This window comes from Microbulbifer maximicatervae (SeqCode) (genome assembly GCF_052467815.1).
The window spans coordinates 23150-46263 of the sequence record NZ_CP174326.1; the positions used below are offsets into that span (position 1 = coordinate 23150).

Sequence of the window (23114 nt, forward strand, 5' to 3'; positions counted from 1 at the left end):
GCAACCTGGGCAGCACTTTTACAGTGCTGCCCTGCCTATAATCTGTCCCTGAAAGAACTAAAATTCCAAAGCTAGAGGTGCTCCACACCTTTGCACAGTAATTCTTTCTAATTCAAATCCAACCCGAAAATAATAATCTTCCCAAGGCTAGCGGTAGACCATCGCTAGAATCGAGCGCCCCTGCTTCACGTAACTGCAGAATAAATCCCCAACAGGACCACTTAGCTCATTCAATTCAACCCTCTCAAACCCCAAAGAGGAGTAAAATGGCTCCAGGTGGTCGTAGGGAAATGTATAGGTGTCACTATCAAAACGTTCAGCAAGGAGCGTCAACAGCTGCCTTGCAACACCCTGCCCTTGATGATCTGGTGCAACAGCAACTCCGGCCAGGAGCTTAAAGCTCTCATAGCGCCGCAAATAACCGCAGGCAATCACTTCCCCCCGTTCACCGCGCACTATCCCGCAGTCCTCATGGCGCTTGGCTTTGCCACGAAATCCATACATGCGATAAAATTTGTTCGCTAGCGGAATCTCTATATCTGCCAGCCACTGAACACTATTAGAAGGCTGCGTTTTCGCCATAAACCTGCCCCTGTACCCCTGAAGTAGAAAAATGCCCAGAGAGACCTGTAGCACCTGCCAGCGCCCGCCCAATGTCTGCTACTGCAGTGCGTTGGTGAGCCTGGCTAATACCATAAAAGTGGTGATCATACAGCACCCACAAGAAGAGAAGCACCCGTTCAATACCGGGCGTATGGCGCACCTGTGTTTAAATAACAGCGAAATGCTTATCTCTGAAACCCTTCCGAATCAACAGTTGGAAAGGCTACTCGATACACCCAGCGCTCTACTCTATCCGTCACTATCATGGCTACCCCAAACACCCCAATTAGCTGAAGAGAATAATACCCCTAGCCACCAGAATCAGCTGGAAACGATTGAACAGCTAATTGTTATTGATGCGACTTGGAAAAAATCTAAAAAGATTCTTCACCTGAACCCCAAGCTACAACAGCTTCCAAGAGTCAATCTCAGTGGGGACTTGAAATCCAACTACGCAATTCGGAAAACCACCGTTGCGGATGGTCTGTCAACCATTGAAAGTATTGCCTTGGCTATGACTCGACTTGAAGATAAAAATGAGTATTCCAAGCTTCTGCAACCATTTGAAAAGATGATTAGCCTGCAACAGCAGAGCTATTCAGCAGAGCCAACTTAGGGCATTTGATACTCACAGTCAGTGAGGCCTCAAGCAAAGAACCTAAACAATTACTCCATCAGGAAATATCAAATTGGAAACCCCCTGATAGGTTAGCACGCACATAAAAATTGATAAGGCATACCGAATAATCGATCGATATCGTTCTTCATCAATCCTCGATTGAAGCTTAAATCCGATAACAAGTCCAAAATATGCAAACACGGTAATTGCAGATAACGACATCAACTCCAAATCATCAAAACCCAAGTAAACTGAAAGCACCGCAAGCTGTATCAGCTTGCCAATCAAGAAACAAATATTGGAAATAAGGATTACTTCCTTTGATGACTTGGCAACTTCTAATAAGTAAATCATCAGTAGAGGCGCAATCGCATTAGTTGCGCCACCAATCACCCCGGCCAAGCCGCCCATAGTGACAGGAAAAAGTACTGGCCGGCTGGAGAATTTGGATAGATAAACCCTTAAACGATTGGAAAACAGGTAGATCAAGATTGATACCGCCAGTAACAACTTGAGAATATCCGGATTTGCCCAGGTTAACAGCCATGTTCCGGTAAGGCTTCCAATAGACACCAATAGTATTACTAAACTATATTTAGAAAGATTAATCCTATAATCTCGGCACTTATAAAGACTGGATATAATTACCAAAAGCGACGGCAAGATGGTTAACACCACTGCCGTTTTCAAATCATAAGCAAGCGCCAGAATAGGCGTCGCAAGCATTGGGAAACCAAACCCCAATGCTCCGTGAGCCATACCTGCTACCAGAATAAGCAACAACCCAACTATAACTATCTCTATGACCACCCGTTAAGCAACCCTCGATATAGCAGGCATATTAAAACGTATTCGTTTAAGGTGCCTTTTCCTATCCTTTATTCCAGTTCTTGCGTGAAGGTATCGTCGATTATCCAACAACAATATCTGATTATTATTCAACCTAACCTTAAACATATTATGTGGCAACGATATTTTTAGCTCCAGCTCACGTAAAGCATCAAGCTCATCTGAAGAGCAATACTCACGCTCGATAATATCATACCTGTATCTGAAACCATGGCTCTCATCAATTAAGGATGCCTCTATAAACTCAGACGACTTGCGAAACTCTTCAGGAACACGCAGTTTAAACTTACTACTTGAAAGCACCTGGAAAGTTTTATCGGAGAGGCTCTCGATTATCCTGTCGGCACAGACAAGAATATTTTCTCCGCCTCCATGCATATCAGCGTGCACAACGAAGAGACCAAAGTAGCCAGGCATCTCCGATTCAAAAGCACCGTCATTGTGCAAGAAGAATTCTCTATCACTATGAGATATAGCCAATGCCTCATCACCTGTCTCACCACCAATCCTCACATCCCAAACCGTTCGCCCCATAGAATCATGCTCATGTACCAACCCAATGGTATTGACAATATCCTCCATCACTTCAGCAGAATCATCAGAAAATTTGAGATGGATAAGCGCAATCCCCTTTTTAAACAGGGCTATCTTATAACTTTCATACTCTATGTCCGAGCAGGACCCAAGTTCAAAGCAGCAGTAACTTGGGACTCTAAGTGGCATGGCATGCGATGAAAAATAGAGTGACGACATTTTCAGCTCCCTTGATGAACAATTCCTTTACGATTCCCACAATATGAACTTCTACCCACAAGATAAAAGGAGCAATCTTTATGCCAAATATCACACATGTACCAAACTCATACGTCTCGAACTTTAGTCCCTGATGGCGTTTAAAGCTCTTTTACATCGAAAAAGTAAATGTCCCCGTGGAAACTCTCTGAATCGCCTATCACAAAGTAACCCAGGCCACCCTAATAAGCCCCCTGTTTATTTCACAAAACAGCAACAATCCCCGGTTCAGGCCAAGATAACCTACCTCCAAGCAGATAAAATTTATCGTAGTACGGTAAAACCACAGCGAAATATCTTTACCATTTAATAAAATCACAACAAATCCCCCTTAAAAAAGAAAAGAAAGCATCGCAAGATAACAGCCAGTATCGGAGACAAGCATGCCCTATTAATTCCCCAACCAGGTGGAATAATAAAAAGTCAGGCGCTAACAATAAAATATATAAAGCGAACTAAGGTCCCACCTATAAGGACCAGTTCTGATTTCGAGCCAAGCCGAGGGGGAAAGTATGGAAGATTTAAAGACACGGGAGCCATTTAAATGCCGTTACCAAACAGCCCCCAAGGAAATATCTAAACAAACCCTCCCCGATGGTAGCCATATAAAGTTGAGCGCCACAACTAAAGTACTCGTCAATTATTCAGAGACACGCAGACGCATACGTCTATTAAATGGGGAGGCCCAAATAAGCATTTGTAAAGAGGTAACCTGGCCATTTATAGTAGAATCACGACAAGCATTGATCCGTACACATAAAGCCACTTTCAATATTGACCAGCGATATGGAATAACAGAAGTCACTGTTCTCGAAGGGAATATCACCGTCAGCCCAATAAGACAAAATAAAAATCGCGCCGAAATAAAGAAAGGGGAGATGCTCAAAGTAACTGAGCACAACACCGGTGCAATCAAAGATTTTGAGGTTTCCAGCTATAAGGATTGGGGAAGTGGATTTACAAAGGCTGATAACATCAGATTAACAGAACTTCTAATATCGCTAAATCGCTTTACAAATACACCACTTGTGACGAGAGACCAGAACACTAGTAGACTACTTGTTAGTGGAGTTTATGACCTGAATCATATAGAAGATACCGTCCTCTGTCTGAGCAAATCTTATAACCTGAAAGTCACAAAAGAAGAGTCTCACACAGTGTTAGAGCTGCTTCCAGAATAATAACCTAGCTTGTTAAATACCAACAAAAGTCGTCTTGTGTACCTAACAATAAAGATACTACCTAAGCAGCAGCAAAGAATACAGTCGACTCTTGAAAAAATGATTTCACAAGTTTTCTATTTTTCTTGATGCTCTGCAAATCTGCTTTTGCACGACTCAGTAGTGTCTCACCTTTTTTCAGCGGCCTCTTTGAAGTCCCTATATTTCTCATATGATTCCAGACCAACTCATCTGGATTTAGGTCTGGTGCATATGGCGGTAAGAACACCATTTCAAGCTTTCCATCCTGTGAATCGACATACTCCAATACCTTTTTCGATTTGTGTACTGGGTGCCCATCAACAATGAGAATCACTGGTCTTTTCTGACTTCTCTGGAAATTTTTGAAGCATTCTACGCACTTTTCTGCCGTGAACTTTCCACTATAAATATGATACCAGAAGCCACCTCTATTCGATAAAGCTGAGATCGCATTGATTGACTGTCTTTGACCACTCGTTTTTACCACTGGAGTTTTTCCTTTTTCTCCCCATGTCCTTTGGAGTGGATCGTCTGATCTGATACTAGCCTCGTCCAGCCAAAATATTTCTGCACCAGTTTTTTTCGCATAAGATTTAATCTTTGGATAGACTTCCTTTACCCATTTATTCACCGCCTTCTCATCTCTCTCGTAAGCTCTTCGTAGAGGCTTTTGTGGCGTCAGGCCCAGTCGATGTAGAAGTGTGCCGACACTAGAAACGCTAAGTTCAATTTTGAATCTCTCAAAAATCAAATCCGATACGATCTGACGTGTCCACAATCCGAAATCAAAGCCATATTGCCTTGGATCGCCACCAATAATCCATCGTTTGACTTCCTCTTCTTCAATAGCTGACAGTTTTCTACCGCGTCCAGGTCTAATTTTTGGAGATAGCGCTTCAATACCTTTCTCCCGAGCAGTCCTTAACCATGGGAAAATAGTTCTGCTCCCCAGCCCTAAGCTACGACTAACCTCCGCCGCAGATTCTCCATCAAATACTCGCTGAACAGCAATTTTACGTATGAGGTGCTGCTCCTCAGTACTAAGTTTTCTGGCATCGTATTTCATGCAGTTTATATTACCAGGGTGTACTGATTATTTCTGCCCCGCTAGTAAAACAGTACTTTTCTGTAATTCTACCAGCAAATACGGTCAATCTTAGGGGCTCAGTATTACTAAAAATACGTAGTTTGCTAGCCTAGTACCCTCAGCTGGCAAGGGGTACCAGGAATTCTCTTTCTGGTCCAGAGACTCCGAACCTTGCCAGCTTTTTTTATCACTTTGACTCAAAGTAAGTGACAGTAGAACCAAAGAAAAGACAGTAAATCCTACTCAACCGTGTCCTTATCTTCTTGCCTCAAATAACCAGCCGCATTTTCATCTTGAGCTAATTGTCCCTGTTCTGTCATTGGCAGAGCACGACTTTGCTGATTAATAGCATGAATATTCGAAGTGTTTTCCAAGTCTCTACTGCTTGTAATGGAGGCAATAGACTCTCTATCTTTCAAGAAACTAATTACGTCATCCCTGATTTCAGATAAGTCGCGTTCAGACTTATGCATTTCAAGTATATGCCTTGGATACTCCAAGTTTCTCATGCCAGAAGCCGCAAATGTACTTGAGACAACCCTGGTTACTATCACCCAAGGCGTAATCGAACTTCTGACTAGTACATTTTCAGAGCGAGTACTGTCATGTATTCCAGTGCCCGTTGAGATCTTAGATTCAGTGAATGTCCCTTCGCATTTAAAATACACCAATAGTGATTCAAACTGCATCTCAGCAAAGAAGATATGTGACGCATTGACCAACAATCGAGCAAATGTATTAAGAATAAATCCTATCAAAAGCAGGTGAATTAGCGTCATACAGAGAGCGCCACCTGCTGAAATATACTGTTCTAGCAGAGCTAAGCGGCCAGCTTCCCCCTCTAAGGCGCCAAACTCCTGCTTAATGGCTGTAATAGATTCCGGCTGAAAAAAGTGAATAACATCAATCAAAGAGTATGCCAGCCAAATAGCTAGCGCAGTAACAACGATATAAAGCGCATTACCTGCGAAAAGACTAATATCGCGAATCAGCCTGAATTTTTCACCCAAATCAACAGGACGAACCGTAGGTTGTACTTCCTGGATCATTTCCCCATTGAATGAACCTTTACCATCCACTTGCTCTTCAAGTTTTGGATCAAGCTCTCTGTAAATACGATTGGGCACTTCCTTATAACGACGATTTGCCATCACAAGGTTATCCAAGTTTATAAAGATTTCCTTCGGGTGAACCGATTCCTGCCAGTTATCCCTTAATTCAGAAACCTCAGTGACTGGGTTTGCTATTTCGCTTCTAAAGCGCAGCATATAGACAACAGCAAAACTACAAGCAGCGCCTACAAATATAACCCCAAGAATATACAAGAACGGGCTAAAGCTCGGTAAAGCCTCAGTCAATACACCGGACACACTGATTATTTCATCTAGGGAAGTAGTACCTTCCCCCTTAAAAGCCTCAACGCCTAAACTTAACCCCAATCCCAGTAACAGGGGCACCACAATCGAGAATAATATCGTTTTTGCAATACTTCCCCCCGTAAGGCTCGCTACACTTTTCTGGGCTTCCCGTGAAATACCTTTACTCGCAGAGTGCCATACAATCAATGTATAAAGTAAAGCGATGGCAGAGTACATCGGGAATAGCTTTTCTCCCATATCACCAGCAAAACCACTGAGACAAATAAAAGCGACAATGACATAAGAGAGCAAGACAGTTAATGTACTTACCCATGCGCCAAACTGTGCCTGAGCCATATTTCGAATGGGGTATGGCATATAAAGCAATTTAGGGAAGATACTGTGTAATACCCGAGCCAAGAAGCCCTTAGGCTCTAGAAAGGTTGGATTCTTCCGGCCAACTAACATCTCTTCTAAGCCGGAAGCGGTATAAGCCACTTCATTTTTCTCTTCTGATGCCGTACTCGTTTCAGATTTAGAATGGTTAAAAGCTAATGATACGGGATGATTTCGACCAACAAAGAAGCGCAATAAGGCCAAAATGCCGCCTGATAGAGCCCTGATACCGCCGACCAGTAGAATTGCCCCCACTACGACAAGCACCCAACCACTTACGGGGTCCGACTTCACTTGGCCAGCAGCGATAAACAGCAAGATTAGGGCAACAAGAAACTGAACTCCCCCCCTAATTGCGGTAACCCGGCCTTCTTTCTTAAAAGGGTTCTTCAGGCCCAAATCAATCGAGCCGTAATCAAACGCCATAGAGTATCCCCTTAGTACTGGTACTTATGCTTAACGCCTTAATCTGCTAAAAGAAGATGTACTTCTCAACTCAATGCAGCTTAAGGCTTTCCTGACTATTTTTCACTCACTTTCTATAAAGATACTTGCTATGCACTAGTAAGCTAATTGCAGCCCTCTATGTGTTGTATGTATTTCTGTATAACTGGGTATTCTTGAAGGCTTGGATAAGGAGTTATAGGCTGCTCGCATATGGCCTGTACAACGCCTAGCCGATAAGTTACCTATACCTGTTCCCACATAGAATCGAGTTAATTCTCTCCGGGGAGTTTGATCTGTTAAATGGCTGCACAGAGTTTAAGATTGCTCGAAAAACGTAATATGCATTTAGCGTATTGGAAACATCTTCCGGCACTCGCATAGTTGGAGCTGATATTAAATATGGCCAATTTTCATGAGAGGTAGGTACTAATACAGCTGATCCTATCGGGAATTCACCATGAAAGTCGGATTTGATCCGTGCTTGCACCCGATCCTCTACTTGAAAACCGAGCCTATCCCTAATTAGCAAATCCAACCCACCATCCATAATTCCGAAGCTATTAGCAGGGCTAACCATTGCGTCAGCTGATTTGGAAAAGAAATCTCCCTCAATAACACCTACAACTCCAAAATCTTCAAATACTTCGCTCCAAGCTTCCACAAGCTCCTTGGGCTTATCAATTAAATAGATTTAATCTGGCGGCATAGGTATCTCAACCTTCAAAAGAACAGAAACATGTAGCAATATATAATCAACAGTATCTACAGCTCATAATTCTCTCACCTGATAATCAACTGTAAAATCCTTTACCCATGTAATTCCAGAGCCACTCATAACTTCATTCCCAAGTTCTATATCGGCAATAAATAGCCCCTTAGGGATTAAACTATTTCGAACTGCGTAATTCAGTAATTCCAAACCAGGAATAGCGGCAATCATGGAAGGTTGCTTGGCCCTAAATGATACATACACCCAATTATTATCATTTACTCCCGACATATCCTTCCAATTCTTATGGTACCAAACCTCCCATACTGAATCATTAATTGATACCTCACTATGTTTTATCCCTGCAGGATTGAAATGTCCGTCAGTAAAATATGTCCAGATCATAATTTCAGCAGCTATTACTGAACGATTTGGTTCACGCCCCCTATAAGCTTCAGAAATTAACCACATCGTCGTAGCCGTATTATAATCCCCACTCGATTTGCTTTCTGTATGATGTGAAATGCCAAGCTTCGCCAGGCTGGATATCTTTAAGGGAAATGCATCATCAAACTTAGGTTCCGGCGCCCAAGGAGAAGACCCTATTTTTATTTGTGGTTGGGAATAAATTACCCGTCGATCTAAAGGCCAAGACCATGACCAACCAAATTGTAACTCACCCTCTACCAGTCTTTTCTCCAAACATTGGGACCAAGGATCATCTTCTGCAGCATATTTATTCCAGACATTATTATTCATTATACCCAGCTTGGTAGCTACATTATGAAAGTCTTCACAGCTAATAGTTGTAGTTTCTGGCTTTACCCAACCAGAACCATTACTAACTTTAGTAGCACAAGAAGCAGTCATAATAATAAAAAACACAATAAAAATCTCAAAACTCCACTTCCCAATAAGTTACCAAATAGCATTTTTACTCTTAAACTACCTAATTCTTTATTTTTGACAAGAAACAAAATATTTATCATCCAATATTAGCCCCAACATTCATGCTTTCGGCAACTGGTACATAACGTATATTGTTATGCCGCAATAGAGGAAAACAATATACGTTTATATACTTACTCTTGCCTAACTCTAATGTTGAAAATCCGTTCCACTCATGGATAAATTGAGCCCACCTTCGGCGGCCACCGAAGGCCTTGTTTGTCACACTTGGTTTGATTGCCAACTCATAACGGTCATTAATACCCAGGAGCGTGACGGACACTCACTAGGCATAGCTCAGATAACACAATGGGCAATGGGCCTCAAGCCAGACTAGCAAGTCAGAGATAGCTTATCTTATGAAACCTACAGAGATCAATATCGATATCGATATCGATATCAGCAGTAAACAACTCAATATTTATGTGAAACCTACTGGCCAATTCTTTAGTGTTGCCAATGATAAAAATTACATTAAGGGCGCCATTAAACAACGACAACCACTTAAACCTCAAAGAGCATTAATAGAGCCTATAGGAGGACTCGAGATAGAGTTTTTTGTGCCGCAGACAAAGCAGGATTACCTGTAGTTTTTTGCAATCGTTCTCAGATAAGAGGCTTTGCCAAATCCGCAGGACATTTTACCAAGGCTGGCAGGCTAGATACTATTGATATCACACAATTTGGCGAGAATATGAAAGCAAGACTATCAGCGCTTAAGCCAGAAAAAATCTGGGAGATCAGTGACTTACTAACTGTGAGAGGTCAGCGTTTAGATATGAGCACAATGCAAAAGAATCGGCTTCAGATTATTGTTGATTGCCAAAGGAGTCGGAAATGTATTGGCTTATACGCTAATTAGTGAACTTCCTGAGCTAGGAAAATTGAATCGTATAGAAATTGCCACACTTGTAGGTATCACCCCGATAAACCATGATAGCAGCAGCTTCCCGGGAAGGAGATATATTCGGGATGGAAGGCATCCTATACGCACGGTTCTGTTTGTTTCCATCACGTCGGCCATACAACATCACCCCAAGTTAAAGTCGATGTATAAGCGATTAGTCGACGCCGGAAAACCTAAAAAGCTTGATCTGATTACGTGCATGAGAAAGCAGATTACGATCCTGAATACGATCCTGAATACGATGGTGAAAAATAGCACCTACTGGGATGAAAGTATGGCTTAAAGACTTTACGAGCAACCATAGTCACTAGTTATGTGTTTTCAATACCTGCCCATGACTGGGCGCTTACTAACTTGACCTCTACAATAATCTCTTCAAATTCTGGAGAAAAGTCTTCAATATGAATAAAGTCATTGGGAATTTTATTACCTGATTCATCTTGAAGTATCAACTCCAGATCATCTCTCTTTTGATAATACTCATCATATTGCTCGCTGGTGAATAACTTAAAAACATTTTTTACTTTTTGATAGCCCGGACCTTGTATAAAACGCCCATGAACCATGCCCATACTTAAATCAGAATACTCCAGTCTCGATTGACCTATGTAAAAATCTTTTGAAAATATATAGTAATTCATATGTTCACATAACGCTCGCAGCTGCAGACGACTTGTAGCGACGAAGTAGTAGAAAGGCGTTCCGACAGTCTGCGTTTGATATGTATTTTATGTGTCCGCATAGATACTGGCCTCTCTGACACTCAATATTTCAGCTTTCTACCAGTTTTTATACTATGAACCTGTAGCTCACCGGTAAGAAGCCCATCCCTATTTTCTGCGCATTAAACTTCTGCGACTTTCTCGGCAGCACTAAATATTTCAACACCCACCTCTGACTCTATATCAGAGATGACGCCATACGACAAAGCCTGGTCGTTTTTTAAGCTCACTCAAGAAGGAAGTCAGTAAAAAGGTTCCCTCCCCTGCGTACCGGTCCATTATATCTTTCGATAAAGGTGTACCTACTTGAACTCTATTCATCTATCAAATCTTTGTTACACATTCCGTTGAGTGAAGGGGAGAAGCACCCAGTGCTTTGTCCCGCTTGCTCGACTTGTTATATGTAATTTTATATGGCTAGAGTGCAACGAACTTTCACCTTGGAAAGATTATTTTTTACAAAATAAAGAGTAATATGCCAATCTGTTTTTTCGGGGCATAATTCTTTACCAGCATCAGTAGAAGCTCCCTGATCCTACCCACCAACGACGGACACTCTCTTAAGCGATAAACTACGCAGCAGAGGTGCTCTATGACAAGATCAAATAAACCAACCAAAACCACTCGTAAACAGTACTCAGAGGAGTATAGAAAGGATGCCCTAGCACTTGCGCTCAAAGTTGGGGTAAGCGTTGCCGCTAAACAGCTTGGGTTACATCCTTCTCAGATTTACGGATGGCGAAGCAAGGCTAAGTTACATCAGAGCCGAGGGGATGCCGAGAGAGAGCTGGCCACAGAGAATGCTCGCCTTAAGCGGCAGCTGGCTGAGCAGGCAGAGGAGCTGGCGATCTTAAAAAAGGCCGCAGCGTACTTTGCAAAGAGCCTGAAATGAGGTACGCCTTCATGCAAATGCACAGGCATGAATTCAGCATAAAAGCGATGGCCAAGGTATTGAACGTATCTCGCAGTGGGTTTTACGACTGGGTGTCAAGATCGGCCGGCCAATCCAGGTACCAGCAGTACCGAATGCAGCTCGATAGCTTGGTACAGCAGCGCTTTATAGCCAGTAAAGAACGTAGTGGCTCTCCTCGCCTGACGAAGGAGTTGGCCAGTGAGGGGAGTAAATATAATCAAAAAACAATTGCTGCCAGCATGCGTCGACAGGGCCTACGGGCTAAAGCCGCCAAGAGATATAAAGCCACAACCTATTCAAAACATGGTCTGCCAGTAGCTCCAAATCTGCTCGAGCAGAACTTCAATGCTGAAGGGCCGAATCAGAAATGGGCTGGGGATATAACCTACCTGAGAACGGAAGAAGGTTGGTTATATCTGGCTGTAGTGATAGACCTATATAGTCGGCTAGTTATTGGTTGGGCGATGTCAGAAACGATGACAGCTACATTGGTCTGTGACGCTCTTCAAATGGCTTTATGGCGACGTAAGAAACCTACGAATGTTATCGTGCATACTGACAGGGGAAGCCAGTATTGCTCTAAAGATTATCAATCTTTGATTACAGCTTATGGTCTGCGGTGCAGCATGAGCGCCAAAGGTAATTGCTATGATAACGCTTGTGCAGAAACATTCTTTCACTCACTTAAGGTAGAAGCAATCCATGGTAACCGCTTTCCCACAAGGTGCCTCATGCGAGAGACCGTATTTGAGTATATAGAGATAGACTACAATCGAAATCGCTTACACAGCGCCAATGGCTATCTCAGCCCTGAGGCGTTTGAGGAACAACTAGTCGCTTAGTGGTGTGTCCGTTGTTGATGGGTAGGATCACCCCATCCACTAGAATCCATTAAGCACTCTCTTTGAATCCTACTCATTTCGTTTACTTTAATCCAGTTTTTCGGACATTCTTTTGAATTGAGCATTGGAGCAAAACTGCTTTTAATATTATTACTTAATGTTTCCGATTTTGTTGCTCCAATAACAAACGTCCCGACGGTTCCCTTTGTAATTTCTAAAATTTTTATTTCATCGCCAGGGAAGGGCTGAAGTAAAATCCAAGTCATGGCTGCAACAAGTAAAAGCAGTAAGAATTGCGCGATATTTTTCATTGCACATCACACTCGCAGCTGCAGATGACTTGTAGCGACGAAGGAGCGGGAAGGCGTTCCGACAGCTTGCGCTTGTTATATGTTTTATGTGCCCACATAGATACTAGCCTCTTTGACACTCAATATTTCAGCTTTCTCCCAGTTTTTCATACTATGAACCTGTAGCTCACCGGTAAGAACCCCATCTCTATTTTCTGCACAATGAACTTCTGCGATCTTCTCGGTAGCACTAAATATTTCAACACCCACCTCTGTAGTGGTCTAATCCTTCCGGACACTTCGTTAAGATGGTAAAACTACCTAGCGAGGTGAAGTATGACAACAAAAGGTACACGCCGGAAATTCAAGCCGGAGTTCAAGAAAGACGCCGTAGCTCTTGTCTCAGAACAAGGGTATTCGATTTCCAAGGCCGCAGAGGCTGTAGGAACCACTGCTAACAATCTGCGACGCTGGATAAAGGAGCTGGAGCAGGAAGAGAGCGGAGTAAGGTTGGATTCGGGCGAACGAGCTGAACTGGATCAACTGCGACGTGAAGTAAAGCAATTGCGGATGGAGAAGGAAATCCTAAAAAAGGCCAGCGCCTTCTTTGCGAAAGAAATGAAATAAAGTACGAATTTATTAAAAAGCAGCAAGGTAGCTTTCCAGTTAGAGTGCTCTGCCGAGTAATGCAAGTAAATAAGAGCAGCTATTACGAATGGTGTCGTCGTAGTGATAGCCCAATAGATGGCCAGATTTGGCAACTATGCCATCGATTGAAGGCCTTATTTGCAGAATCTCGTGAGAGTCTCGGAAGCCGTCGGTTAATGAAGCTGTTGCGCAAAGAAGGCTTTGAAATTGGGCGTTATCGAGTCCGCAAACTCATGAAAAAGCTCGGCTTGGTTGTAAAACAGAAGAAGCGATTTACACTAACCACAAATAGCAAGCACCAACTGCCAGTTGCTGAGAATCTTCTAAATAGGGATTTCTCACCGAGTGCTAAAAATCAAGTTTGGACTACGGATATTACCTATATCTGGACTTTGCAGGGTTGGTTATACCTAGCAGTGGTAATTGATCTTTATTCACGCCGGATTGTTGGCTGGCACTTAGACCGCCAGATGGAGACGGCCCTGGCAAGTCGTGCACTGGTTATGGCTATCAATTTGCGCACCCCAACAAAAGGTCTGCTGCATCACTCTGATCGAGGTAGCCAGTATGCCAGCCATAGCTACCAAGCGCTACTAAAGCAGCATGGAATGGTGTGCTCAATGAGCCGCAAGGGAAATTGTTGGGACAATGCACCTACTGAGCGTTTTTTTAGTAGCCTGAAGCGGGAATGGTTAACAGGAAACCTCTATCCGACAAGGGAGGGTGCGATAACAGACGTGAGGGCCTATATTGCGTATTACAATTCACGCAGGATACATACAACACTGGGGGACGTAACCCCTATCGAATTTGAAAAATGTGCTTAGGAAAGTGTCCGGTTGGAGTTGACCACAACACTCTGACTCTATATCAGAGATGACACAATACGATAAATGTGAGTCGCTTCCTTTAAGCTCATTCAAGAAGAAAGTCAGCAAAAAGGTTTCCTCCTCTGCGTACCGCTTAATTACTTCTTTCGATTGAGGTGTACCTACTTGAACTCTATTCATATCTCAAATCTTTCTTACACATAACGTTGAGTGAAAGGGCGAAGCACGCAGTACCTTGTCCTGCTTGCTCGACTTGTATGGTTGTTCTTGCCCGATTCTGATGTTGAAAATCCTTTTCGCTAACGGGTAAATTGAGACCCACCTTCGACGGCCACCGAAGGCCTTGTTTGTCACAGTTCGTTGCTGCGCCGGTTTATAAAGACCGTTAACAAGTAGGAACGTGACAGACACTCACTAGGCATAACTCGGATAGTCATGTGGGCCTCGAGCCCGAATAGCAAGGCGGAGATAGCTTATCTTATGGAACCTCAAGAGATCAATGTCGGTATCGATACCAGCAGTAAACAACTCGATATTTATGTGAGACCTACTGGCCAGTTCTTTAGTGTTGCCAATGATAAAAATGGCATTAAAGATGCCATTAAACAACTACAACCTCTTAAACCCCAAAGAGTATTAATAGAGTCTACGGGAAGGCTCGAGTTAGAGTTTGTTTGCGCCGCCGACAAAGCCGGATTACCTATTGTTGTTTGCAATCCTTCGCAGATAAGGAGCTTCGCTAAATCCGCAGGGCGCCTCGCCAAAACTGACAAGCTAGATGCAATGGATATTGCACATTTTGGTGAGGCCATTAAGCCAAGACTATCGGAGTTAAATCAGAAAAACTTAGAGAGATCAGTGACTTACTGGCTGTAAGAAGTCAGTGTTTAGAGATTAGTACAATGCAAAAGAATCGACTTCAGAGGATGCCGGAATCAGTACACAAGCCTATCCAGACCATTCTAAACACCATCAAGAAAGAGATACAAGATATCGACAAGCAACTGGATAAACTGGTTAACAGTGTGTCTGAGTGGCGGCAAAGGCGCGACTTATTGTTGAGTGCTAAAGGGGTCGGAAATGTATTGGCTTATACGTTGATGAGTGAACTTCCCGAGCCAGGAAAATTGAACCGTAAAGAAATCGCTGCACTTGTCGGTATCACTCCAATGAACCGTGATAGCGGCAGCTTCCGGGGAAAGGGATATATTCGGCGTGGAAGGCATCGTGTACGAACGGTTTTGTTTGTTTCCATTAAGTCGGCCATACAACATCATCCTAAATTAAAGCCGATGTACAAACGACTAGTCGACGCTGGCAAACCTAAAAAGGTCGCTCTGACTGCCTGCATGAGAAAGCAGATTACGATCCTGAATACGATGGTGAAAAATAACACCTACTGGGATGAAAGTATGGCTTAAAAACTTGACGAGCAACCATAGTCACTTGTTAAATTTTGCCTAGTTCCATATGTAACAAAGGGTATGGCTTTCCTTGACCATCTAGTGGAGAACGGCCTACTACATTGAAACCCAAATACTCATAGAAGCCTAGCGCTTGTTTATTTTGCTCATTAACATCGACTTTGGTAGCACCTTGATTTTTTATGGCGTCTTCCATTAAGTGGAGACCTATGCCTTTTCCCCTGGATTCTGGAGAGATAAAAAGCATTTCGACATTCCCTTCATGGACGCCACAGAAACCATGAATTTTTCCTTCATCATCTTTAGCACATTTCAAGTCCACAGCATCGAAATACTGCTCTAAAATCAGGGGCTTTAAAGTGACTATGTCTTCTTCCTGAAGAAAGTCATGAGTAGCTCGAACTGAGGCCTCCCAAATTTCTATCAGGGTTTCATAATCTTTCTTTTCTGACTTCTCAATTTTCATAGCCAAACTCCAATCGGAAATTTTACGCCAACATAAAGGGCGGCTGCGCAGCAGACGTCCAGCACGAAGTGCGCCTTTGATGTTTTTGTTAAGGGGTTATGACTTCATTTACTGTGCATTCTTCAACAGATTAATTGTGGTTTGTTTCGCTGTAAGCTCCGCCTCTAGCGCTGAAGTTACTTCTTGATACCTGCCTTGTTTAAGATTTTCAATGTGAAGGGATAGCAGTTTTAATTCCGCTTCCTCACTACGAATATCGGATTTTACCCAAGGGATATATATTTGGGAATAAAGATAGGTGGTGGTTGTAACGCCACCCACCAGCATCCCGAGAATGATAGCTGCTCCAGTTTTCATTGAGACCCTTAGCGCTGCCAACAACGGCAGACTTGTAGTTGTAATTTTTGTGCAATAATGGCGTAGCCATGCATAAAAAGCGCGGCTGTAAGGCTGTCCAAGCCACGAAGTGGCTGATGTTGCTTGGCCTTGTTACGTGTTTTCATAGGTCTTTAGTGCCTTGTACTCTTTAATTGATGAAGGCCAAAGAATGACTCTATAAATATCATCCGCGTCTTCCCATTCCTCGGTTATTGAATCGAGGCCTTTAGCTAATGAAAGTGCGGCATAGGCACCCGGTTTGATTTCTATCTTTGCTGCGTCAGGTAGATAGCCTGTACAACCGAACACTGCACAACTACCAGACTTGATAGTGAAGTAACCCATTGATGCATGATCCCACTCTTTTAGATCGATATTGGGCTCACTATCATAGATCTCTACTTCAACTGGCACATCAACATTGCGGAATGTCCCAACTGCGAGAGTATTTGTTAGTACTCCTAGTTTCAGTTCAAGCGCCTCTTCAGTCCATACTTCCGAAGTATCGTCATCTGCCGCAGTATCCATAAGATAGACCTGAAAGTAGTCAGCGAATAATTCAAACTTATAATTCTTCATCGGTGCTTCCGCGACACGTAACGCCAAGCCTGTGTTTTATACACATTATTTAAGTCCATTTAGAGTTTCTGCTGCCTCTATATAATGAAGTAGCTTGGTGTATCCCTGCCAAACGGTTTTAACTCCTGGCTCGCCATCCCCTTTACGCCCCAAAAAACCTCCTAAACCTGCCAACATACGGGTTATCTCCCTCATGCTTGGGGGTTCATTTGGTGGAGTAGTTTTATCTCGCATCATCCATATCATACGCCATTCTTTTTCAGAGTAGGCACTTGTACACGGTGCGTCAGGAACTCTTCGTGCATGCGTAGTTATCGAATGTAGCCGCCATCCAATAATCATATAGATCGCAATGCAGTTCAACATGCGCTGCTCTGTTCTAAAACGGTTACTTTCTATCTGGCATCCGCCTTTCACCACCCGAAAATAGGTTTCAATTTCCCACCGGCTTCGATACCACTCAATGATGACCCTTGCCTGCTTAAAGTCTTCAACTGGAAGATCAGTTAACAGCATCCACTCAATGCCTTTTTCACCCTCTGGTGGGTTTAATTCTTTAGCCAATACAGCATAGAGAGAAAGTGGTCGTTTAGATTTTCCTTTCCCAAGTAGCCGTATCTCAGTAGTGGATACACTGACTTTGGCTTTTCTTCCAGATTCACCATTCCGTTTGGGAATATCTACCGTGTATAGGCCAACAGATTTCTGCTCATTCATATGATCCCAAAGCAAAACCGTTTCTTCTCCATCGAGCTCTAAAGTGCGATTGGCCTTAGCTCGAACGATATAGCTCGCCCGCCGCTGTTCACTTTGATCTTCAGCCAGTTGAAACCACTCATGAATATCACCCTCTCTATCAGCAATACTCACAATTGTACTTTCAGGGCAGCGCTCCTGTATCTGACAAGCCGTTTCGTAATGGTCTAGCCAGCGTCGACTCTCCTTATTCTTTATCGACTTGGTATAACGGGAATTAGAGCTTGATTCCTTGTCTCTCTGCCACATACTACCCTCAACAACACCCAAGTTAACTCTTGATGGCGTTATAGCGATGGAGGTGTGCAAGAGTTGCTGATTGGTCTCTTTCCGCCTAAGTGTTCCCATCTCTTTACTTTCTAAGTCAGTGGCAAAATTTAGAAAGGTGGTATCTTGAGGGATAAGAACAACGGGCTGCGCCTTGATTCTCTCAAGAGTTGCCGATTTATGGCCGCTCATAATAGAATCAAAATTGACTTTATCATTTTCGATAAAGCGATAAGCCGCAAACGTTTCTGCCCAAGTTTTGTTTGCGCAGGGAATACTATTCTTTGGGTCGGAACTTAAATTACTGAGAATATTAGACAGGCGCTTATTCAAGCGTGTATCACCCATAACCTGATTTTTTATTTCGTCCATGACCCAGTCCTGCATAATTATCCAGCCAAATCTATAGTTCTTACTGGGTTAAACTGTAACTTATTGATTTATAAAGTAAAAATGAAAAAACTTATGTATAAAACTTAGCGCTTAGATAACCTGCACTGCAGGCGGTAAAAAAAATGACCTGGCATTGAATTTAGGCCGAACTAAAGAGGCCCATTCCTGCAGTGTCTGGTTCATCGCCATGTTGTACATTCCCGCCGGCGCTATCTTGCCGAGCCGCCCCCTTTATAAAGGAAATTCCTTTTTTCACCTTAGACCACACTCTGCCAGTCAACTTTGTAGATTCATGGCACTGCCCACACTCTACCACCAGATCTTGGATTTGCAATCCAGCTGGGAGTCGTTGATCTTTCATTAAACCCACTTGATTACTACATAGATCGTGCTTTTTCTTATTACACCCAGCATATAATCCATAACTCCGTACCATGTGTTTTCCTATTGGAGGTATGTGCTGCAAGACACGTCTTAAGAACTCTTCAGGCTTTAATCTTAGTCGCTTGCGTCGCTGGTCACGGTGATCAAAATAACGAAATTCCAGCCCCTTATGATCCACGTTTAATATCTGCTTTGGCTTCAGCGGGCCACCTTTGATATATCGTGAAAAATACAGAAGCACTCCTTGTCCATGCTCATATCGATCCTGAATACGAACTGACCATTCTTTGCGATAGCAAGCTTTAAAGAGAATATCAAACTGGCCAATGGGCCAACTGGGAGGGAGCTTGATTAACCCAGCACGATACTGCTCTAGTAACAGCGCTTGAAACTTTCCCCTATAAAGACTCTTAACCACTCGAACAGGTAATAAATACTCACCTGTTTCTTTCCACTTTTCCCTTAAAGTCAAACCACCAGCGGTTATCAAGCAGTGTATATGAGGGTGTAAAGTTAACTGTCTTCCCCAAGTATGCAGAGCCATAAGCATCCCGGGAGTTACTCCGTGATAGTCTTTACTCGCCATTAATTCAAACAGGGTTTCTTTACTCGACAAAAAGAGTATATCTGTAAGCTTCTCTTCGTTGTATTGCCATAACGGCAGATACTCATGAGGTATAGTAAAGACCACATGAAAATGTTCTGTATCAAATAATTTACGACGCTGCTGATCAACCCACTGGAGCTGTTTTCTGCCTGAGCAGAGCGGGCAACTTCTATGCCTACAAGAATGATGCTGTTCAGTGACATGGTTGTGCTTACAACGATAATAACTGCTTCCCATCGATTTTGTACGGCATTCTTGTATCGAGGAGATAGCCTTTAAATTTTTTAGTGGCTGCGCAGTTTTAGATAAATAACCACTGTACGCAGAAAATATATTTTGCAATACCCGGTTATGCATTTTCTAAAATGCCTCTTATAATTTAAAAGTGGCACCACTCCCGCGCAGCGGGTTTGTACAACGTTGCCAGCAAGGGCAGCCGAAGCGGAGCGTAGGCTGTCCAGCCCAGCCCCGAAGGGGTGGGCGAGCTTGACTGGCCTGGTTAATTTTCGGGGCTGGCCGAGGAGTTCTTGCCTGCCTCAATGTATGTTTCTATGTAATCTTCCGTTATACTGTGTGGATATGAGTTGACCATTAGATCAAGCATATCATAGAGCTTTGTATCTTTTGTTGCCGCAGACTCTGTAGCGAGCACTCTTTGAAGGCTGTTGTATGTATCCATGTTCTGGACAATGAACTTTTCGCCCCATTCATACATTTTTTCTTCTTCCCCCCGCCTCGCATATCCGAGAAGAAGAGCAATCATATTTGCTTCATCTACTGACCTTCCCGATGAAGCAAAAACTGCAGAAATTTCTACACCCCGCTTGAACCCCCGATGCTCGCCAACATAGTAAGCAGCAACGACTAAAAAAATCACTACAACAGATCTAATAATATTCTTGTAAGGCATGGCTACTCTTAGAAAATTAACGTTGCCAGCAAGGGCAGCCGAAGCGGAGCGTAGGCTGTCCAGCCCAGCCTCCGGCTGGGCGATCTTGCCTGGCCTGGTTATAGCTGGCGCGCACAGAACAACCTACTTGCTCTTTGCCAGCCAACGTTGGCTGGCCACTGCCCGATAAATTTACTTGGAAAAATACCATACTTTCCCCACCGGTTAACTAACTGACTGGCACTCTACAATGCTGCAGCTAGCTTGCAGAACTTGTTGGCTTTAAACGAAGGCACTTGAACGGAACTGCGGTGCCAACTTGCAGGAAAACTCTCTGAAGAAATGTGCTCAGGAAGAGATTGGTGCTTGCAGCAACTTCAAACCACCTAAAAAATGACCGCCACAATAATCGGGATAGGGAGGCACCTCACGATGCCTCTCCTCCCACACCACCAGGCATACGGGTCACGTACCATGGCGGTTCAATTCTATTCCCTTTCCTATCTGCCAATTCCGGCAGCCCCAAGTTCCTAAAGTATCTATTTGGCAATGCTCTGTAAAGGGCAGGACTTTTGCTTAGCCTCCATGGTCCATGCGCTGATTTGGCCGTGTTCCACGCTAAAAAGCGATCAACACCCAGCCTTCTTAATCTGCGGTAACCACTACGTCCCCATTGCTTCCATAAATAACATCGCAACTTCCGCCTTATCCACTTGTCCAGATCTTTCAGAGGGCTCAGTACTTCACTGATGTCAAAGTACGCTTTCCAACCAAGCAGGGACTTCTTTAACTCTTCTATGATCTGAGTAAACTTGCGGCCTCGTGTTCGGCGGGTGATCATTCTGATCTTTGCCTTCAATTTATTAACCGATGATTCTGATACCTTTATCCGGGCATCCTTCTTCAGCAGTCTAAATCCTAGAAAGCTCCGCTTCCAGAAGCGATCCTCTGCACTCTTCTCAGTATTTACTGTGAGCTTCAGCTTACATTTGATGAAATGCGTAAGGCTTACTTTTATCCGCTCTGCAGACCGACGACTTCCCACCAGAATTTGAAAATCATCGGCATATCGTACAAAACTGAGTTGCCGCTTGTGCAGCTCCCAGTCCAGTTCATTAAGCACAATATTCGCTAGAAGCGGAGATAACGGCCCACCTTGCGGGACGCCTTTTGTTGTAGCTATTACCTTGCCATCGACTACCGTTGGCGCTTTTAGGTATCGGTTTATCAATCCCAGCACATCAGCCGGTATTCCGCTTTGCTTCAGTGTTAGCATGAGCTTGTCATGATTCACTTCATCAAAGAAGGATTTCAAGTCCATATCGATCGTCCAGCGCTTTCCTTGCCGGACAAAGTTTTGGACCTGTCTAATCGCCTGGTGCGCTGATCGATTTGGTCTAAAACCAAAACTAAGAGCATGAAACTTTGGTTCCCATTGCTCACTGAGTATCTGTGCGATAGCTTGCTGGATCAACCTATCTTGCACAGTGGGTATACCCAATGGACGCAGACCTCCATTGCCTTTTGGTATAAAGACGCGTTTCACCGGTTGAGGACGATAGCTACTACTTAACACCTTTTGTCGGGTAGCAATCCAAGTCTGCTTAAGATGTTCCGGCAACTGTTTTACCGTCATACCATCGAGACCTGGCGCACCCTGGTTACGAGAAACTTGTTGTAATGCTCGAAACAGATTATTCCTATCTAGAATTCGCTGCATTAAAAGAGATGGGAAATTGGACAATGTATGATTAAGTTTCCAGTTTGATGTTCATCCAGAAAAAAATATTTTTTTTTCCTGGCAACTAAGTTACTTGTCAGATGCAGTCATCAAGCTCTGCATTAATAATACTGTCCAGAATTGTTCAGGCCTTCAGTAGCACGAAATCTACCTACAATGCCCTCTGCTGACTTCTATGGGTCGGTCAAAACCAATCTCTCAGTTTTCAGTTATTCCATTAACAACCCATAGACCTCCCAGGGTAAGACATTTAACTTTCTTCACGTAGATGCTGGATTTATAAAACGCAGGCCAGTTGTGGATGGAGAGCTTTATGGTCACGTGCCCACTGGCTCCACCTGCGTCACACCTCATATCCAGTTCTTGTTCATCACCCCGTGAATTTGCGTTGGGCTTCCTCCAGCCAATACCTCGCGATATTAACCTTGCCCTTTCGCTAACCTTCGGCTCCACGAATACCTGGTAAGAGGACTTTCACCTCTCTAGTTAAATGCCATGCCTGGCACACACGCCGTGATATGCGGCGGACTGCGCGAAGCGTAGGCCGTCTGGTGGAGCCCCATAGGGGCGGAATGAACATCATCACCTTGTTATGTTTTTACTACACATTTTAGCTTTACGATTTTTGAGAATTCTAAAACTTCGTATCCTGTACCGACTAAACTTAAAAGCATAAGAGTAACAAAAAAAACTAGCGAAAGAGCGGGAAATAATTTACCGAGAGCAAAGACCAATCCCAGCATTATTAGTGCAATCCAGCCAAAGTAGCGACGAAATTCACTTTTCTTTATATCAGGCAATAGAACGCTATTACATACTGGACATTTGTAGATAGCTGGATCGTCACCACGCTCACTTTCCTTTATTGCTACGCCACCACAATTGGGGCAACCTGTATCAATTTTCATAGAGCGATCCCTAGACATAACAGTTAATTCAAAAGAAGCGTCTTTATATCACCCTACTATATAATTCTACCCACTTCTTTCAAGATAACCTCAAAAATCCAATAATATCAAAAAGTTAAGAACTTTGGCATATTTCTCAACAGGTAGATATATAGCAGGC

General features: G+C 43.4%; 25 protein-coding genes and 2 pseudogenes. 9 read left to right on the forward strand and 18 right to left on the reverse strand.

The genetic code is table 11. The annotated features are described in order from the left end of the window. Nucleotides 1–147 precede the first annotated feature (147 nt). Nucleotides 148–582, reverse strand: a complete 435-nt coding sequence (locus ACJJIW_RS00100) for a GNAT family N-acetyltransferase (RefSeq protein ID WP_444936412.1) — start codon at nucleotides 580–582, stop codon at nucleotides 148–150. A gap of 31 nt (nucleotides 583–613) precedes the next feature. On the opposite strand from ACJJIW_RS00100, the gene ACJJIW_RS00105 reads away from it, so the two are divergent. Further along, nucleotides 614–1219: a tRNA-uridine aminocarboxypropyltransferase gene (locus ACJJIW_RS00105; RefSeq protein ID WP_444936413.1), complete on the forward strand. Its 606-nt coding sequence runs from the start codon at nucleotides 614–616 to the stop codon at nucleotides 1217–1219. A 42-nt stretch (nucleotides 1220–1261) separates the two neighbouring features. Here the strand turns inward: ACJJIW_RS00105 and ACJJIW_RS00110 are convergent, their stop codons facing one another. Together ACJJIW_RS00110 and ACJJIW_RS00115 are read right to left on the reverse strand one after the other, a co-directional pair. Beyond that, nucleotides 1262–2032 (reverse strand): sulfite exporter TauE/SafE family protein, encoded by a 771-nt coding sequence (locus ACJJIW_RS00110; protein ID WP_444936414.1) that lies wholly within the window; start codon nucleotides 2030–2032, stop codon nucleotides 1262–1264. A 3-nt stretch (nucleotides 2033–2035) separates the two neighbouring features. Beyond that, nucleotides 2036–2824 carry a TauD/TfdA family dioxygenase gene (locus tag ACJJIW_RS00115; protein ID WP_282933761.1) on the reverse strand — a complete coding sequence of 263 codons (789 nt, stop codon included), beginning with the start codon at nucleotides 2822–2824 and terminating at the stop codon, nucleotides 2036–2038. A gap of 551 nt (nucleotides 2825–3375) precedes the next feature. Between ACJJIW_RS00115 and ACJJIW_RS00120 the strand changes: the two genes are divergently transcribed. Beyond that, nucleotides 3376–4044, forward strand: coding sequence for a FecR family protein (locus tag ACJJIW_RS00120; RefSeq protein ID WP_444936415.1), 669 nt, complete (start codon nucleotides 3376–3378; stop codon nucleotides 4042–4044). Nucleotides 4045–4105: 61 nt separating this feature from the next. On the opposite strand, the gene ACJJIW_RS00125 is transcribed toward ACJJIW_RS00120, so the two are convergent. The 4 genes from ACJJIW_RS00125 to ACJJIW_RS00140 form a co-directional block, all read right to left on the reverse strand. Continuing rightward, nucleotides 4106–5131 carry an IS630 family transposase gene (locus tag ACJJIW_RS00125; RefSeq protein ID WP_444936416.1) on the reverse strand — a complete coding sequence of 342 codons (1026 nt, stop codon included), beginning with the start codon at nucleotides 5129–5131 and terminating at the stop codon, nucleotides 4106–4108. A gap of 260 nt (nucleotides 5132–5391) precedes the next feature. Then, complete coding sequence (locus ACJJIW_RS00130) at nucleotides 5392–7332, reverse strand: hypothetical protein (RefSeq protein ID WP_444936417.1); 1941 nt, start codon at nucleotides 7330–7332, stop codon at nucleotides 5392–5394. Between the two features lie 259 nt (nucleotides 7333–7591). Continuing rightward, complete coding sequence (locus ACJJIW_RS00135; RefSeq protein ID WP_444936418.1) at nucleotides 7592–8014, reverse strand: macro domain-containing protein; 423 nt, start codon at nucleotides 8012–8014, stop codon at nucleotides 7592–7594. A gap of 108 nt (nucleotides 8015–8122) precedes the next feature. Further along, nucleotides 8123–8947 (reverse strand): GH12 family glycosyl hydrolase domain-containing protein, encoded by an 825-nt coding sequence (locus tag ACJJIW_RS00140; RefSeq protein ID WP_444936419.1) that lies wholly within the window; start codon nucleotides 8945–8947, stop codon nucleotides 8123–8125. A 422-nt stretch (nucleotides 8948–9369) separates the two neighbouring features. On the opposite strand from ACJJIW_RS00140, the gene ACJJIW_RS00145 reads away from it, so the two are divergent. The 3 genes and pseudogenes from ACJJIW_RS00145 to ACJJIW_RS00155 form a co-directional block, all read left to right on the forward strand. Further along, complete coding sequence (locus ACJJIW_RS00145; RefSeq protein WP_444936420.1) at nucleotides 9370–9600, forward strand: hypothetical protein; 231 nt, start codon at nucleotides 9370–9372, stop codon at nucleotides 9598–9600. 225 nt (nucleotides 9601–9825) lie between these two features. Next, nucleotides 9826–10056: pseudogene (locus ACJJIW_RS00150) on the forward strand (transposase); the annotation flags it as partial. Nucleotides 10057–10062: 6 nt separating this feature from the next. Then, a pseudogene (locus ACJJIW_RS00155) lies at nucleotides 10063–10200 on the forward strand (IS110 family transposase); the annotation flags it as partial. Nucleotides 10201–10228: 28 nt separating this feature from the next. Here the strand turns inward: ACJJIW_RS00155 and ACJJIW_RS00160 are convergent. Further along, nucleotides 10229–10558, reverse strand: a complete 330-nt coding sequence (locus tag ACJJIW_RS00160) for a hypothetical protein (RefSeq protein ID WP_444936421.1) — start codon at nucleotides 10556–10558, stop codon at nucleotides 10229–10231. A 673-nt stretch (nucleotides 10559–11231) separates the two neighbouring features. On the opposite strand from ACJJIW_RS00160, the gene ACJJIW_RS00165 reads away from it, so the two are divergent. Further along, nucleotides 11232–12394, forward strand: a protein-coding gene (locus ACJJIW_RS00165; protein WP_282932943.1) for an IS3 family transposase whose coding sequence is annotated in 2 segments (ribosomal slippage) — nucleotides 11232–11490 and nucleotides 11490–12394 — 1164 coding nt in all. Because the reading frame shifts where the segments join, the coding sequence is not laid out codon by codon here. Here the strand turns inward: ACJJIW_RS00165 and ACJJIW_RS00170 are convergent. Next, entirely contained in the window at nucleotides 12391–12705 is a 315-nt protein-coding gene (locus ACJJIW_RS00170; RefSeq protein WP_444936422.1) for a hypothetical protein, read from the reverse strand. The genes ACJJIW_RS00165 and ACJJIW_RS00170 overlap by 4 nt on opposite strands. A gap of 315 nt (nucleotides 12706–13020) precedes the next feature. On the opposite strand from ACJJIW_RS00170, the gene ACJJIW_RS00175 reads away from it, so the two are divergent. The 3 genes from ACJJIW_RS00175 to ACJJIW_RS00185 all read left to right on the forward strand — a co-directional run bounded on the left by ACJJIW_RS00175 (nucleotide 13021) and on the right by ACJJIW_RS00185 (nucleotide 15583). Beyond that, nucleotides 13021–14159 (forward strand): IS3 family transposase gene (locus ACJJIW_RS00175; protein WP_282932108.1). Its coding sequence is split into 2 segments (ribosomal slippage): nucleotides 13021–13270 and nucleotides 13270–14159, totalling 1140 coding nucleotides; the frame shifts between segments, so codons are not numbered across the junction. A 483-nt stretch (nucleotides 14160–14642) separates the two neighbouring features. Further along, the gene (locus tag ACJJIW_RS00180) at nucleotides 14643–15038 is read left to right on the forward strand and encodes an IS110 family transposase (protein ID WP_444936423.1); all 396 of its coding nucleotides are present in this window, start codon (nucleotides 14643–14645) and stop codon (nucleotides 15036–15038) included. Between the two features lie 26 nt (nucleotides 15039–15064). Beyond that, entirely contained in the window at nucleotides 15065–15583 is a 519-nt protein-coding gene (locus tag ACJJIW_RS00185; protein WP_444936424.1) for a transposase, read from the forward strand. Between the two features lie 28 nt (nucleotides 15584–15611). On the opposite strand, the gene ACJJIW_RS00190 is transcribed toward ACJJIW_RS00185, so the two are convergent. The 9 genes from ACJJIW_RS00190 to ACJJIW_RS00230 form a co-directional block, all read right to left on the reverse strand. Next, entirely contained in the window at nucleotides 15612–16052 is a 441-nt protein-coding gene (locus ACJJIW_RS00190; protein ID WP_444936425.1) for an acetyltransferase, read from the reverse strand. 108 nt (nucleotides 16053–16160) lie between these two features. Next, complete coding sequence (locus ACJJIW_RS00195; protein WP_444893108.1) at nucleotides 16161–16409, reverse strand: hypothetical protein; 249 nt, start codon at nucleotides 16407–16409, stop codon at nucleotides 16161–16163. A gap of 8 nt (nucleotides 16410–16417) precedes the next feature. Continuing rightward, the gene (locus tag ACJJIW_RS00200) at nucleotides 16418–16555 is read right to left on the reverse strand and encodes a hypothetical protein (protein WP_444936426.1); all 138 of its coding nucleotides are present in this window, start codon (nucleotides 16553–16555) and stop codon (nucleotides 16418–16420) included. Beyond that, complete coding sequence (locus ACJJIW_RS00205) at nucleotides 16542–17009, reverse strand: hypothetical protein (RefSeq protein ID WP_444936427.1); 468 nt, start codon at nucleotides 17007–17009, stop codon at nucleotides 16542–16544. Before ACJJIW_RS00205 ends, ACJJIW_RS00200 begins: the two co-directional genes overlap by 14 nt. A 45-nt stretch (nucleotides 17010–17054) precedes the next feature. Beyond that, nucleotides 17055–18419: an IS4 family transposase gene (locus ACJJIW_RS00210; RefSeq protein ID WP_502867290.1), complete on the reverse strand. Its 1365-nt coding sequence runs from the start codon at nucleotides 18417–18419 to the stop codon at nucleotides 17055–17057. Between the two features lie 145 nt (nucleotides 18420–18564). Continuing rightward, nucleotides 18565–19773 carry an IS91 family transposase gene (locus ACJJIW_RS00215; protein WP_444936428.1) on the reverse strand — a complete coding sequence of 403 codons (1209 nt, stop codon included), beginning with the start codon at nucleotides 19771–19773 and terminating at the stop codon, nucleotides 18565–18567. A 142-nt stretch (nucleotides 19774–19915) separates the two neighbouring features. Then, nucleotides 19916–20326 carry a hypothetical protein gene (locus ACJJIW_RS00220; RefSeq protein ID WP_444936429.1) on the reverse strand — a complete coding sequence of 137 codons (411 nt, stop codon included), beginning with the start codon at nucleotides 20324–20326 and terminating at the stop codon, nucleotides 19916–19918. Nucleotides 20327–20732: 406 nt separating this feature from the next. Further along, nucleotides 20733–22025 carry a group II intron reverse transcriptase/maturase gene (gene ltrA / locus ACJJIW_RS00225; RefSeq protein WP_444935372.1) on the reverse strand — a complete coding sequence of 431 codons (1293 nt, stop codon included), beginning with the start codon at nucleotides 22023–22025 and terminating at the stop codon, nucleotides 20733–20735. A 611-nt stretch (nucleotides 22026–22636) separates the two neighbouring features. Continuing rightward, nucleotides 22637–22954 (reverse strand): hypothetical protein, encoded by a 318-nt coding sequence (locus tag ACJJIW_RS00230; RefSeq protein ID WP_444893097.1) that lies wholly within the window; start codon nucleotides 22952–22954, stop codon nucleotides 22637–22639. Nucleotides 22955–23114: the final 160 nt, after the last annotated feature.